The following is a 13252-nucleotide window of genomic DNA, read 5'->3' as shown; positions in this document are numbered from 1 at the left end:
AAAGTCTGATACGATTTGACGGCGTATCAGACTTTTACTTGCGACTTCAATCCAAAGGAATCTCAATCACTTGGTCGTAAAAGGTAGTCATGGAATACCCCTCAATCTCTATCCCGATGGGGACAAAAGGTTCCTTTTCATCATCCGTTGATAGCTTGATTTGATGATCGGTCGAGAAGAATCTCGGTTGCTCCAATTCGTTCAAACGGTGGAAATTCTCACTCGCTTTATAGGTGTGCCCCTCTTTATCTCTGTAGTAGCCATCCCTGCTATCGCCTGATGATCCTTGCCCATCTTTATCATAAAAATGATAACGGAGCGTTTCGTATTTCCGTTTGGGTTGAAGCTCTTCGCTCATCACGACTTCAGTAGGCTTTCCGACCTTTATCGAATCGACAGAAATATCATTCCCCAAATATTCAAATGTCTGTGGGCGCTCTACTGAAGGGTCGATCGCAAAACGGGCTGAATCCTCTACAAAAAATGAAGCAGGACCCACATGGACACGGATCTCCTTTGGATGATCGAAATATAGGGATTCAAATGTTGCCTCCGTTGAATTCCAGCCAGCTGTGCTTCCTCCCCCACCACCGCTACCCATTATTGGATAAACAAATGTTCCTTCACTTTCGATACTGGCCATTTGAAGGTACTCCATGTTTTTCTCATCATTATCGTTCCGGTAGCGATAAGATAAGATTGTCGCCGTCGGGGCGATGGTTACTTTGTCAAAAAAAACAGGAATTCCTTCGATGTTGGTTTTCTTATTAATCTCATATACAAGGGCCGGATGTTTCTTCACAGGAATGTCAAACTGCCATTCCCCTTCAATGAACTCCCCATTTCCATTAGGAATGCCTCCGTCTTCTGGTGCATTTATCATCTTCTCCAGCTTAGTAAGTTCCAATTGTATGACCCCTTCATCTGTAGACATCGGGATGGCACCGAGCCTGCCCTTATAGACATAATCATCTTCCGTATAAAGAGCCATACTGCTGGTAGCAGGAGAAAAAGTAGAATCATCTTCCTTGTCCCAATCTCGATCTTGATTAGCGATTTTCAGCCCTTCGCTGAAATTGATGCCATATTTGTTCTCCTTCTTTCTATCTTCCACTTCATAATAAATCAGCGTCTGGATGTCATCGGCCACCACATTTGTAATGGTCACCTTCACCCCATTACTTTCAGCCACAAGGTTCACCTTATCTCCAAGTCCCTGCTGGATATAGTTTTCCACCTGCTCAGTTTGCTTATTGGTTGAATCCTTCCACCAATCCATTACACTTTCAAAGCCATTCGTCGCTATCGCCGTCCCCATGAATACCAGTAAGAATAACGCGGCGGCCATGCCCGTTATCACCCGAAGGCGATGGGTGGACATAAACTTGCGGCTGCCTTTTTGTGTGGTGGAAATCCTAGCACGTACCCCAGCCATGAAATCCTCCGGAACTACTATGCCATCATGTCCTGACTGTAGGCTCACAGTCACCTGTTGCAACCCGTTCATTTCCATTCGGCAACCTTCACATTCCTGTAAGTGTTCTTCCACCTCTTTTGTTCTCACCTCATCTAGAATGCCTTCCAGATAATCCAGTGAGTGGGCTTGTACATCTCTACACTTCATTTACGTCACCGCCTTCCATTATTTTTCTCAGCATCAAAAGCCCTCTATATAATCTTGATTTGACGGTTCCGACCGGCAGTTTGAAAATCGATGCGATTTCCTTTTGTGAATACCCTTGAAGATACCGTAACATGATCAATTCCCGGTACTTTTCATCCAATTGATCCAAGTCATCCAACATTTCCAAGTGTGATTGAAATGTAGGGTTGTTCACGGTATCTTACTGAACCACCAGCGAGCTCGGCTTCCTTTTTCGATAAATGGCCCGGCACTCATTGATGAAAATCGCCGTCATCCATGATTCGAAGTACTGATCTTCCTTCAACTGACCTATTTTGCCATGTACTTTCATGATTGTATTGTGAAAAACATCCTCCACATCTTGGTGATTCTTCAGATATGCCCACCCCAGTTTGTAAAACTTTGATTGTCTAGCAGTAAACCAATCTATCACTGCATTCATATCATGTTTCTTTATTTTTTTTAGTATTATATCCTCCGAAATGGATGTGATCACAACGCTAGCTCCTCCTTCACACCTGCCCCTTTTATAATTAGAGTAAGTATGGATGCAAAAAGTTCCCTTGCCACTAAATATTTAAAAGACTCTATCTATTCTTATAGTAAAATTATACAATTAAAAGAAATAAATAGGAGGAATTGCCGATGTTTATACATAAGATTGATAAAGAAGTTTCTTTGAAAATACTAGAAAGTAAGGATGCCAAGGCAATTTTTAAGTTAACGAATCATTCGAGAAACTATTTGCGAGAATGGCTGCCTTGGCTGGATAGGACAACCAAGATTGAAGATACACAAGCCTATATTCAACATTGCTTGAACGGTTTTTCTGGCAATACGAGCATGACAACGGTCATCTTATATAAGGGGGAAATTGCCGGTATTGCAGGGTATAACCAGCTAAATTGGGCAAACAAAACAGCTTATATTGGGTATTGGCTAGGTGAGGAATTTCAGGGTCGTGGCGTGATGACGAAAGTAGCCAAGGCATTGACTGAATATGCTTTCAACGAGTTGCAACTGAACAAGGTGGAAATCAGGGTAGCAGTTAAGAATAAGAAAAGTAGAGGAATACCCGAAAGACTTGGGTATGTGAACGAAGGATGCCTCAGACAAGCGGAATGGTTATATGACCATTATGTGGATCATATCGTCTATGGTATGCTGGCTGCAGAGTGGAAGCAGGAAGAACGGTAACATCAAAAAAAGCACCTGAAAAATTTGGGTGCTTTTCTTATTGAGACGTTTCCTTGTTAGGTTCTACTTTTCACGCAGCTGTTCATTCAAAGCATCGATTTTCTCTTCCAATCTATCCATTTGCATTCTGCGTTTTTTGCTAGAACGGAAAATAGAAACGATTAAACAAATAATTAAGACGATAAACCCAATAAAAAATAACTGATATAGCATATCTCCTATATTAAAACTACTCATATCTATCACTCCTCACCTAATAATATATTATATATTAAAAATATTCACATTTTATCCACACCGTAAGATTAAAATTGGAAAATCAAATGGAAACCGATTATTCATGTGGATTTACGTTCTTAATAACGCATTTCATCTTAAAACCTTGTATTATAACAGGGGGTATCATGGAATCGAGGTCGGAATTTATCCACATTTTCTTTTTCCGGCCCTTATATAGAAGGGAAATGGACCAGTCTACTTCTCACTATCTTGTAAACGTTTTCCTAGTAATCCTTTAGGAAATATATGTTTAACTCCCCTCCAGGATGGCTAAAATATTAGTAGATTAATATTTTGAAGGAGGAGATTTTTTTGAATATCAATATCTATGAACAGCAAAAAAATGGACAACCGGGACAAACACAGTCCAAACAGCCTGGAATTGAATCAGAGATGAATCCACTCCCTATTCAACCAACGGACTACATAGGAAGCGGTAAGTTAAAAGACCAAGTCGCCCTAATTACTGGCGGAGACAGTGGAATCGGACGTGCGGTCGCCATTGCCTATGCAAAAGAAGGCGCTCATGTGGTCGTGAACTATTTGAACGAAGACAGTGATGCAGAAGAAACAAAGAAACTGATTGAAGCGGAAGGCGTGCGTTGTTTACTACTCCCTGCTGATGTTTCCGTGGAAGCTAATTGCAAGGAATTGGTACAGAAGACATTGGACGAATTCGGCAAATTAGATATCCTTGTCAATAACGCAGCCGTGCAATATCCGACCGAGAACATCGAAGATATCACGGGCGAGCAATGGGACAAAACGTTCCGCACCAATATTTATTCCGTATTTTACATGAGCAAATATGCGGTCCCTCATATGAAACAAGGGAATTCGGTCATTAACACGACATCAATTAACCCTTATAGAGGACACGCGACATTGATGGATTATACAGCGACAAAAGGTGCAATCGTCGGATTCACACGAAGCCTCGCTCAAAACGTGGCAAGCAAAGGAATCCGTGTCAACATGGTAGCGCCAGGTCCAATCTGGACTCCACTTATTCCTGCAACATTCGATGAAAAAACCGTAGAAGAATTCGGAACCGAGGCACCACTTGGCCGCCCAGGTCAACCAGCCGATCACGCCGGAGCCTACGTATTACTCGCATCGAATGAAGGTGCCTACATTACAGGCCAATGCATTCATATCAATGGCGGAATTACGATGTCCTCTTAATACCCGAAAGACCGAAAGCGTAAATGCTTTCGGTCTTTCATTCTATTATTTAATTCATAAGTGTATCGCTTACTTTAAAACAGCCTAAAAAATCAACTAACTATTTTTTCCTCAATTTCATGGATGTAAGCATTTAAAATAACAATTTGATCTTCTAATTTTTTCTTATGCTGAGATAAAATTGTTTTCATATTCGTATCTTCATGTTCTAAATTTATATTCGAAATGCTTGCTCTTATATCTTCAATCGACATGCCTAGACTTCGGAAACATCTTATTAAGTTAAGGATTTCAATGTCTTTATCATCGAATGTACGATGACCCTGTTTATTTCTCTTAATAGGAGGAATTAGGTTAATTTTTTCATAATATCTGATAGTGCTTGAAGGCACTTGAGCTAATAGGCTAGCTTTTTGAATGGAGTACAAAATGCATCCTCCTTGACTTAAAGTATGGTTTAACCTTTAATGTACATACTATCAAACAAAAAGGAGATTGTATAATGAAAAATATCTTAGTAGTAGTCACTAATGTTTCCAAATATCCAAATCAAGAACGCGCAACAGGATTATGGTTGGGAGAAGCTGTTCACTTCGTGGACGAGGTGGAAAAAGAAGGCTATAAAATCGATTACGTTAGCCCTAAAGGTGGGTTTACACCGATTGATCCACACAGTCTGGAAGCAGATCAAATGACTGAATTGGATTGGCAATATTATTCAAACAATGAATTTTTGGCGAAACTAGGTACTACTTTATCGGCAGATGAGGTTAATCCTGAAGATTATGATGCCATTTATTATACAGGTGGGCACGGGGTAATGTGGGATTTCCCTGATGATGAAAAGTTACAAACTATCGCTAGTGCCATCCATGCAAACGGCGGAATCGTCTCAGCTGTATGCCATGGTTCTGTAGGCTTATTAAACATTAAAAATGCAGAAGGCAACTACTTAATTGCCGACAAAAAGGTTGCGGGCTTTGCCAATACGGAAGAAATTGCACTTGGTTTAGACAAAGCAGTTCCTTTCTTAACAGAAGATGAGCTTGTGAATCGAGGAGGAAATTACGTAAAAGGCGAAGACTGGGCAGCATTCGCCGTATCTGATGGTCGCGTTGTCTCTGGACAAAACCCAGCATCAGGTGCTTCAGTTGCCAAAGAAGTCATCAAACTATTAAAATCTGCACAATAATAGGATAATACAGGCTATTTAAAGTACGTTCTTTAGCGTATTTCTGCCTCAGAAACCGTTCTGATAAGGAGTTCCAAAGGAGAAGCAACCAGATAAAAGGTTGCTTCTCCTTTTTTGTTATCAGATTTGTCAAAGGACAAGGTTAATGAGCATTAATCAAGTCTCCCACTAAACGTAGCAACCCAACCATTTGTAGCGATAATAATGTCTTCTAATTTTAGATCTCCTTTATACGAATGATCCCCATTATATCTTGTTGGTATATAGAGGGTATCTTTCGGATAAAATACTTTAATGGTTTTCATCCCGTTTTCCACTGATTCAGAAATAATTTGTATATCCTCATAGTTTATGTTCATATCGGTAGCATTTGGTGAATTGGAAACATTTAAAGAAACTGATGTATTTGGTTCTTCATTGTAACTTATTTTCTTCTCGGTAGTATTTTTTGAATTGGAGTTGTTTTCACTTTTTAGCGTTTCATTGCTACATCCAGTAATTATTACCCCGACAACCAAAACAAGTAGAACTCTAAAAGATTTTTTCATAAATCCCCCTATCCATTTAAATAGTATCTGTATAATTGATTATATAACAAAATGGAATAAACTTACATTTATTTCTTCGCATAGTAACCCACTTATTTAACATAATTCATAGCCTTGTTATTAATCTTCGAGGTATATCGCAGGTAAGATACTCTTTTTTTCAACAAAAATATGCCCCTGAAAGTAGCTAATATAGTATGATATAAATATGGGTATTATTGTATATTAAGGTAAATAATTTAAATTTCCGAATAGAAACTTACTTACAAAGGGGCTATATATGGACTGCGAAATTGTATTTTTTGATATAGATGGTACGATAACACATCATGAAGATGGTAGTATTTCAGCTACTACTAAAGAAGCCATACTTACTTTAAAGAACAAAGGAATAAAAGTCGTAGCAGCAACGGGAAGGCCACTATCGATGTGCAAGGAAATAAGAGAATTAGGAATAGACACTTTCATAACAGCAAACGGTGCATATGCGAAGCATGGTCAGGAAGTCATTCATAAAGTGCCGTTAGATAAACATATCATCAAGGAAGTCTATGAATTCTCACACGTTGAGAACCACGCTCTCTCATTCTTCACCGAAGATTTCAGCATGAACGGCGTGAAAGATAACAAGATATTAAAGGCGTTGAAAGAAACTCTGTCCTTACATGATTATCCCCCAACAAGTCAGCTCATCTACGAACAGGAAGTATACCTAATGTGCCTGTATGCTTCTGAAGAAAGTATCGAGAAATACTTGCACAGATTCCCTCACCTCACATTTAAACGATGGCATCCATTCGTATTGAATATTTTACAGAAAGAGATTTCTAAGTCTCTAGCTATTCGAAAAGTTTTACAGTACTTCGCTATAGATAAATCTGCAGCTATTGCGTTTGGTGATGGAGAGAACGACATCGATATGCTCGAATTGGTCGGAATTGGAATAGCCATGGGCAATGGACATGAAAAATTAAAAAAGGTAGCCGATTTTGTTACGAAGAAATCAAATGAAGATGGAATTGAATTTGCCTTGAAAAATTTCGGCATATTATAAACGACACTAGAGGAAAACAGTCTGCGCCATGATCCTATTTCACGCTTTCTTATGGAAAGTGGTCTTTGTGGAGCGGACAGTTTCATTCTACGTTTTTGCCTTTTTCCATTCGCTTTACGTTCTGTACTAGTCGTGGTTACGAAACAAAAGAAACACCTCGAATTAATTCATGAATTTTTATGCATATTCACTTTTGGTTTTTGTTCTTAATAGCGACCATTATTTTAACGTGTTCGTTATTTTTACTATATTAATATAGTAAATGACCTTTTTCAGTGATTATTACGTATTTTGACTGATTTTCTTGTGATATAGGACTCGTAAACAGAGATTATGTCTCATTGTTTACGAGTTTTTTTGCTATGTACCGGGGTTTTAGCCATGAATGGGGATGAAATTTTTAAGTGTTGACGCTCATCAGGGATTTTATCGGTCGGTTTCGGTATTATATCGGTCTATTTGCAGCTTATATCGGTCTACTTTAATGTTTTATCGGTCATGCCCATCCATATATCGGTCCAACACCACCCACTGCACAAAGAAAACCCCGGCCGCTACCGCAACCGGGGCTAGTTCCTTATTTATTTTTAACGATTTCTGACACAATCTCGTACGAGCGTACCCGTGCTTCGTGATCGTAAATATGTGAGCACACCATGATTTCGTCCACTTGTGTCTCATCCAGGAACGTTTGTAGTTCATCGCTGATTTTAGTGGAATCACCAATGAAGGTATATTCCAACATCTGGTCCACAGCAGCTTTTTCGTACGGGTTCCAGTACCCATTCATGTTATCGACAGGCGGTTTCAATAGTTCCTGCCCTCCCCTGATCACGTTCAGGAAGAACAATTTCAGGGACGTTGCCAAGCGTTCGGCTTCTTCGTTCGTATCGGCCGCAACCACGTTCACGCATGCAATCGAATAGGGTTCTTTTAACTGTTCAGAAGGTTGGAAAGACTCCTTATAGAGTTCTAGCGCCCGTTTCAGATAAGATGGGGCAAAGTGGCTCGCGAACGCATAAGGCAAGCCCATCATGCCAGCAAGTCTGGCACTAAATAGACTAGATCCGAGTATCCATATAGGGACATTCGTGCCTTCACCAGGAAACGCCCGAACAGTCCCAGATTTATTCGTGCTTAAATAGTTTTGTAATTCCACGATATTGGAAGGAAAGTCTTCCCCGGAACCTCCGACATTTCGTCTTAGAGCCCGTGCTGTTACGGGGTCCGTTCCCGGCGCTCGTCCTAAACCTAAATCGATTCTGCCCGGATAGAGTGATTCCAGTGTCCCGAATTGTTCCGCGACCACTAGTGGTACATGGTTCGGAAGCATGATTCCCCCTGAACCGACTCGGATCTTGGATGTGCCTCCCGCAATATAACCGATTAATAGCGATGTGGCAGAACTTGCGACACCAGGGCTATTATGGTGTTCCGCAAGCCAATACCGTTCATAGCCAAATTCCTCTACTTTTCTAGCTAAATCAAGGCCGTTGTGAAACGAATCCGCAGGCACTTTTCCTTGTAAAACCGGAACTAAATCCAATACGGATAATGATAGATCTTGAAGTTGTTTAGTAGCATTTTTCATGTGTGTATGATCCTTTCTTCTAAACGTTTTCATTTCCTCATATCTAAATATGTAGATATGTTATCGTAAAAATACAGGCAGAGTCTCTGTGAACGTCTACCTATAACTCTTTCTTTATGAACTCCCCTAATTCCTGAATGACTTGCTCATTACGACGGTAATATGTCCATTTACCAATTCGTTTGGACTCCAACAGACCCGCTTTTTGCATCATATCAAGGTAACTAGAGATAACGGATTGTGCGAGGCCCGCTTTTTCCTGGATACTCCCTACACACACTCCATCATTGAACTGTCCATCATGTTGTTGATGAATAAAGTTTTCTTCAGGATTTTTTAACCACTGTAAGATTAACTGTCTTTTTTCATTAGATAATGCTTTGAAAATGAGTAAATGATCCATGCATTCATTATATCTAATTAATTAGATATGTCAATTAGACGAGGCCCCCCACTTTTTTGCCCGTTTATCTATTTCTTTTATATACTTATTCTTTCCTTCTATGTATTCATCCATCCGATTGGGAAATACCTTTGCCAATCTTTTCTTAAGCTGATTATACTTTTGAGCTTCTTTTGGATGGGCAATCATATAATCCCTGAATAGCACATGACGGGTAATCTCATCATTTCCGTTTTGGAAAACATGAACATGATGGGTCCTCACGTCACCACCTTTCACAAAAAAACGCCGCTTGGCAATTCCATAGGCTCCCATGGCTTCATATCCGATGCTCTTCATATCGCCATTATGCTCATCCACACGATCTAGCCGCTTCACTTCCACCAAGATATCAATGACCGGTTTAGCATGTATCGTAGGGATGGCTGTACTTCCAATGTGGTAGATGTTCTGAATCTCATTCTTAAATACCCCTACTAACTTTTCACATTCATCTTGAAACATTTGTGCCCACTCTTCCTGATGAGAAACAACCTCCACTTTCCTCATACCATTCACCTTCTTCACTACATAATGTCTCTTTTCACTATGAATGCACATTCACAAATAGACCTACATTCTATATTCTTGACTGAACGGAAAAAAACCTTCCAATATCCAATATAAGGAATTAATTGATTGAGTTTTTCGTTTTCCTTCAATTGGTTTATTTTACCACATGTATGATATAGTTTAATAATCATTGTCGAAAAAATAGTCTTATAGGAGGAGTAACCGTGGGGAAAGAAACATCCGAGAAAGCAAAATGGTGGCGTTTTTTCATTTGGTACATCCCTTTTTGCGCCCTCTGGTTCTTTATTTTTTATTGGATTAACAGGCAACTACATCATACCGAAGGAATCCTTTTTTATGGTACGCCTGCTAGTAGCTATTGGGTCTATTACATAAGTGCCGCTCTCTATGGAATGGCCACTTTTGGAATCTATTTTTCTATTAAACAAGGGATTCACCAAAAGTCTTTTCTTGAGTTCAAGAAAAACGCTCTAACGATTTGGAGTTTAGTAAGGTTTCCCATTCTTATATCACTCCCCTTTCTTTATTTAGCCGTGACACATGCACTCGTGGTCACTGATGAAAAGGTTCAACTTTCTTCCTTTTGGCGTATGAAAGATGCGGAATATTCCTGGAAGAACGATGTGCAATCCGTTGCTATCGATTATTCTATTATAGCTAGCACAAAGACTCCTCACCAACGTTATTTTAATGGGAAGTACATCCTCCATTTTAAAGATGGAAAGAAAATCGATATGTGGGACGGGGTTTTGGAAGGTAATCTTCCTGCTATCAAGAAGATCGACCAAACGATTCAAAAGAAAGATATCCCTTTTACTGTTCGACAAGTGCCATCGGAAGAAAACGTGGAGAGATTCTTTAACAACAAAGATAGTGAATTCATCCGGGAGCTGTATTCCAGGTGATACCTCTAAATAAAACGGCTGGATCGTAATCGATTCAGCCGTTTTTATATGAGTCCATTCAGTTAGCACATTCACTAGTTTACTAGGCCGATGGAACGGGAAATATTACTTTAGACATATAACAAATCCATTCTATTCGGGAGGTTCATATATATGAGGCGGAAACTATTGTTGTTTATCATCCTGGGATTCTTTGCCTTGCAGCTAGGAAGCACAGCTTCACCTGTTGAGGCAAAACCCATGGATAGTGATAAGAAGCAAATGATTGAAGCACGCGAAAAGTTCTTTGGCAAAGAACATGTGAACCACAAGACCGGGGCTATTCGAAAAGATAAGGTCATCCTCTCCTGGTTTGGCGTATCCAACTTCGCCGCTGCCATAAATGGCCATGTTGTCCTACTGGATTCCTGGGTTCCACGAGGGACATCTACGGGATATGTCCCTACTTCTTCAGATGAGCTGGCCCAGCTGAAACCGGAAGCCCTGTTCCTCGGCCATGCTCATTTTGACCATGCGGCGGATGCTGCCGAGATCATTTCAAAGTCAGGTGCCAAGCTTGTCGGAACACCTGAGCATTGCGACTATATAAAAGGACAGGTAGAAGAGGATGTGGATGTAGCCTGCATACATGCCGTTCCCGAAGATGCGGAAATCGGTACGACTTCACAGCTTTCCTTTTTAAAAGGGGTAGAGATCACGGCAGTCAAGCATATTCACTCCGATCTGAAGCCTAATGATTTAAGCGATCCAAGCAAGCCACTCTTGACCGTCACTGATTTGAGCTATGCCGTGGAACATCCAGCTAAACCGAAGGAATTCAAAAAACTCCTGCATAGTGCGCTGACTGATGAAGAAGGGGGCTCATTGCTTTATCAGTTTAAGGTCGGCAAATTCAACCTCACCTGGAACGATTCAGCAGGCCCAATAAAAGAGGATGCCCCTGAATTGACTAATGTACTCGGCGACCTTCCCAAAGCGGATGTACAGGTCGGAGCCATCATGGGATTCAACCAGTTCACCAACGGGTTACGGGACCCTAGAATGTATATTGAAGCTCTCCAACCAAAAGTGTTCGTACCTACCCATCACGATAATTGGGCACCACCTATCACGACAAAAGGAATCAATTATCAAGAAGCTCTCGAGACTGAACTCGAAAGGCTACCAAAATCAAAACGGCCTACACTACGATTCATCTCGGATCCAGATGATTATGTGAAACCGGAAAAATTGACATTTTCAATTAACGATCGCAAGTGGAAATAACGGTACAGCAAAGGGACTTCCGAATAAGGAAGTCCCTTTACTTATGTTACTTTACTTTATTTCATGTACCTCTAACCGAAGTGGAAGTTTGATGTTTTCCCCGTCATCCATGATCATTTCAAGCTGATAATAGAGATTCTCTTTCAACTCTTTTATCTGTTGTTCCGTTAACAATTCTTCACTACTTATCGAACCGTTTTCTTTATTCAACTTTAATTCAGCCGGGAAGGACAAACCATCCCCCTTCACACCATTAGATACGCTACTTTTCAAAACGATAGCTTCTTCATCATTAAGATAAATGGATTTAAAATAAGTTTTTATATGAGTCCGCTTTGGTCCTATATATTCTACCTCACCGCCGTAGACGACTTGTTTTTTTGGGGATAAGATGATCACTCCATTATGAATCTTTAACTCATCACTGCTTCCGCTGAAACTATACACTTTCGTCTCTTCTTTTCCTTTGTAAAGAAAAAACAGGATTCCAATAATACATATAATTATTGCGAAAAGGTACCACTTCTTCATAACTACCCCTTTTTTCTTCACGATTTAAACTGAAAGTCACTTATAATCACGTGACCAACTGATAAAAGGATCCTGAACACTCGGTTCATAATAAGTTCCTGTGTACTCCTTCTCCTTGCCCGTGATTCTGTTGGTTCGCGTCACCGTATATTCCCCTTTATCGTACTGCTTCGTATGATAAAATTTACGAACCTTAAACCCTTGGTCTGGACCATTCAGTGTACTTTTTCCTCCGTACTTCTTCGGTTCACTTAAGCTTTCTGCCACAACTTTTTCTATATTGCGAGATGCACCTTCAATCTTTACATCTGTTTGATCCACAGTATCTAATTTCTTCAGTTCTCCCATAGGGACGGAAGCCACTTCAACCGTTTCGTCCGAGACTTCCGTAAAGGATTTGGTGACGTTATATGTATATAGAGCATGCAGGGGACTGCTCTTCACTTTTTTTACTAATTCTGGCGTAATATATATCGTAATCCCAATGGCTACAAGCAACGTCAGCGCTATACCGAGTTTCCCTTTCCTATTCATAATTTCTCCTTCTGCATACGCATTGATTTTTTTTGTCGCATGACAAAATGCGTAAACAATAAAACAATAAGGAATAGGGAACTCCACAAGCTCGTGTTACTATCTGTAAAATATGCATTTTGGAGAATCCCTGCAGCAACCAGCACATTCAAGAGATATGCGGTTAAAAAACCTACGTATGCGACGCAGCGTACATAATAGCCATATAACAGCCTTTTATGGACCGTTTCATTGTTTTTTCTAATGAGCAGTACCTCTTGAAGTTGTAGTGCAAATCCGAACGCAAACCCGACAATGATAATCGCGATGATAAGATAACCTAATACATCATCCATTATGTTCCCCTCCC

18 protein-coding genes are annotated in these 13252 nt (G+C 40.2%); 6 read left to right on the top strand and 12 right to left on the bottom strand.

Annotation, left to right across the window (positions count from 1 at the left end; all coding sequences use genetic code 11):
• Positions 1 to 46: 46 nt before the first annotated feature.
• Genes ACQKL5_RS13245 through ACQKL5_RS13235 form a run of 3 tightly spaced genes read right to left on the bottom strand, consistent with a single transcriptional unit; the run spans position 47 to position 2087 of the window.
• On the bottom strand, positions 47 to 1624 hold the full coding sequence (locus tag ACQKL5_RS13245; RefSeq protein ID WP_427609345.1) for a DUF5643 domain-containing protein: 1578 nt from the start codon (positions 1622 to 1624) through the stop codon (positions 47 to 49).
• Positions 1614 to 1838: a sigma-70 family RNA polymerase sigma factor gene (locus tag ACQKL5_RS13240; protein WP_427609344.1), complete on the bottom strand. Its 225-nt coding sequence runs from the start codon at positions 1836 to 1838 to the stop codon at positions 1614 to 1616. The genes ACQKL5_RS13245 and ACQKL5_RS13240 overlap by 11 nt, the downstream gene beginning before the upstream one ends.
• Before the next feature lie 6 nt (positions 1839 to 1844).
• A complete protein-coding gene (locus ACQKL5_RS13235) occupies positions 1845 to 2087 on the bottom strand; it encodes a sigma factor (RefSeq protein ID WP_427609342.1) in 243 nt (80 codons plus the stop codon).
• Positions 2088 to 2290: 203 nt separating this feature from the next.
• Here ACQKL5_RS13235 and ACQKL5_RS13230 point away from each other — a divergent pair, with 203 nt between their 5' ends.
• A complete protein-coding gene (locus ACQKL5_RS13230; protein WP_427609340.1) occupies positions 2291 to 2842 on the top strand; it encodes a GNAT family N-acetyltransferase in 552 nt (183 codons plus the stop codon).
• A gap of 63 nt (positions 2843 to 2905) precedes the next feature.
• On the opposite strand, the gene ACQKL5_RS13225 is transcribed toward ACQKL5_RS13230, so the two are convergent.
• Complete coding sequence (locus tag ACQKL5_RS13225) at positions 2906 to 3079, bottom strand: resistance to Congo red protein (RefSeq protein ID WP_427609338.1); 174 nt, start codon at positions 3077 to 3079, stop codon at positions 2906 to 2908.
• Positions 3080 to 3439: 360 nt separating this feature from the next.
• Here ACQKL5_RS13225 and ACQKL5_RS13220 point away from each other — a divergent pair, with 360 nt between their 5' ends.
• A complete protein-coding gene (locus ACQKL5_RS13220) occupies positions 3440 to 4306 on the top strand; it encodes an SDR family oxidoreductase (protein WP_427609496.1) in 867 nt (288 codons plus the stop codon).
• Between the two features lie 92 nt (positions 4307 to 4398).
• On the opposite strand, the gene ACQKL5_RS13215 is transcribed toward ACQKL5_RS13220, so the two are convergent.
• Positions 4399 to 4734, bottom strand: coding sequence for a MerR family transcriptional regulator (locus ACQKL5_RS13215; protein WP_427609336.1), 336 nt, complete (start codon positions 4732 to 4734; stop codon positions 4399 to 4401).
• A gap of 74 nt (positions 4735 to 4808) precedes the next feature.
• Between ACQKL5_RS13215 and ACQKL5_RS13210 the strand changes: the two genes are divergently transcribed.
• Positions 4809 to 5498: a type 1 glutamine amidotransferase domain-containing protein gene (locus ACQKL5_RS13210; protein ID WP_427609334.1), complete on the top strand. Its 690-nt coding sequence runs from the start codon at positions 4809 to 4811 to the stop codon at positions 5496 to 5498.
• A 152-nt stretch (positions 5499 to 5650) separates the two neighbouring features.
• On the opposite strand, the gene ACQKL5_RS13205 is transcribed toward ACQKL5_RS13210, so the two are convergent.
• Entirely contained in the window at positions 5651 to 6046 is a 396-nt protein-coding gene (locus ACQKL5_RS13205; protein ID WP_427609332.1) for a hypothetical protein, read from the bottom strand.
• A 280-nt stretch (positions 6047 to 6326) separates the two neighbouring features.
• Between ACQKL5_RS13205 and ACQKL5_RS13200 the strand changes: the two genes are divergently transcribed.
• Positions 6327 to 7100, top strand: coding sequence for a Cof-type HAD-IIB family hydrolase (locus tag ACQKL5_RS13200; protein WP_427609330.1), 774 nt, complete (start codon positions 6327 to 6329; stop codon positions 7098 to 7100).
• 577 nt (positions 7101 to 7677) lie between these two features.
• On the opposite strand, the gene ACQKL5_RS13195 is transcribed toward ACQKL5_RS13200, so the two are convergent.
• From ACQKL5_RS13195 to ACQKL5_RS13185, 3 genes are all read right to left on the bottom strand, one after another.
• On the bottom strand, positions 7678 to 8691 hold the full coding sequence (locus tag ACQKL5_RS13195) for an LLM class flavin-dependent oxidoreductase (protein WP_427609328.1): 1014 nt from the start codon (positions 8689 to 8691) through the stop codon (positions 7678 to 7680).
• Positions 8692 to 8791: 100 nt separating this feature from the next.
• On the bottom strand, positions 8792 to 9094 hold the full coding sequence (locus ACQKL5_RS13190; RefSeq protein ID WP_427609326.1) for an ArsR/SmtB family transcription factor: 303 nt from the start codon (positions 9092 to 9094) through the stop codon (positions 8792 to 8794).
• 30 nt (positions 9095 to 9124) lie between these two features.
• On the bottom strand, positions 9125 to 9643 hold the full coding sequence (locus tag ACQKL5_RS13185) for a GrpB family protein (RefSeq protein WP_427609324.1): 519 nt from the start codon (positions 9641 to 9643) through the stop codon (positions 9125 to 9127).
• 227 nt (positions 9644 to 9870) lie between these two features.
• On the opposite strand from ACQKL5_RS13185, the gene ACQKL5_RS13180 reads away from it, so the two are divergent.
• Both ACQKL5_RS13180 and ACQKL5_RS13175 read left to right on the top strand, forming a co-directional pair.
• On the top strand, positions 9871 to 10572 hold the full coding sequence (locus ACQKL5_RS13180) for a hypothetical protein (protein WP_427609322.1): 702 nt from the start codon (positions 9871 to 9873) through the stop codon (positions 10570 to 10572).
• A 153-nt stretch (positions 10573 to 10725) separates the two neighbouring features.
• Positions 10726 to 11838, top strand: a complete 1113-nt coding sequence (locus ACQKL5_RS13175) for an MBL fold metallo-hydrolase (protein ID WP_427609320.1) — start codon at positions 10726 to 10728, stop codon at positions 11836 to 11838.
• A 51-nt stretch (positions 11839 to 11889) separates the two neighbouring features.
• Here ACQKL5_RS13175 and ACQKL5_RS13170 read toward each other — a convergent pair whose 3' ends face one another.
• The 3 genes from ACQKL5_RS13170 to ACQKL5_RS13160 are packed head-to-tail and all read right to left on the bottom strand — an operon-like array spanning position 11890 to position 13238.
• On the bottom strand, positions 11890 to 12369 hold the full coding sequence (locus ACQKL5_RS13170; protein ID WP_427609318.1) for a hypothetical protein: 480 nt from the start codon (positions 12367 to 12369) through the stop codon (positions 11890 to 11892).
• 36 nt (positions 12370 to 12405) lie between these two features.
• Complete coding sequence (locus ACQKL5_RS13165; protein WP_427609317.1) at positions 12406 to 12903, bottom strand: hypothetical protein; 498 nt, start codon at positions 12901 to 12903, stop codon at positions 12406 to 12408.
• Complete coding sequence (locus tag ACQKL5_RS13160; RefSeq protein ID WP_427609315.1) at positions 12900 to 13238, bottom strand: hypothetical protein; 339 nt, start codon at positions 13236 to 13238, stop codon at positions 12900 to 12902. The genes ACQKL5_RS13165 and ACQKL5_RS13160 overlap by 4 nt, the downstream gene beginning before the upstream one ends.
• Between the last annotated feature and the right edge of the window lie 14 nt (positions 13239 to 13252).

Origin of the sequence: Peribacillus sp. NPDC097675 (assembly GCF_050277655.1) — a bacterium.
Classification (GTDB): Bacteria; Bacillota; Bacilli; order Bacillales; family DSM-1321; genus Peribacillus.
Note: the sequence above shows the minus strand (reverse complement) of the source record. Positions and strands in the feature narration are given on the sequence as shown.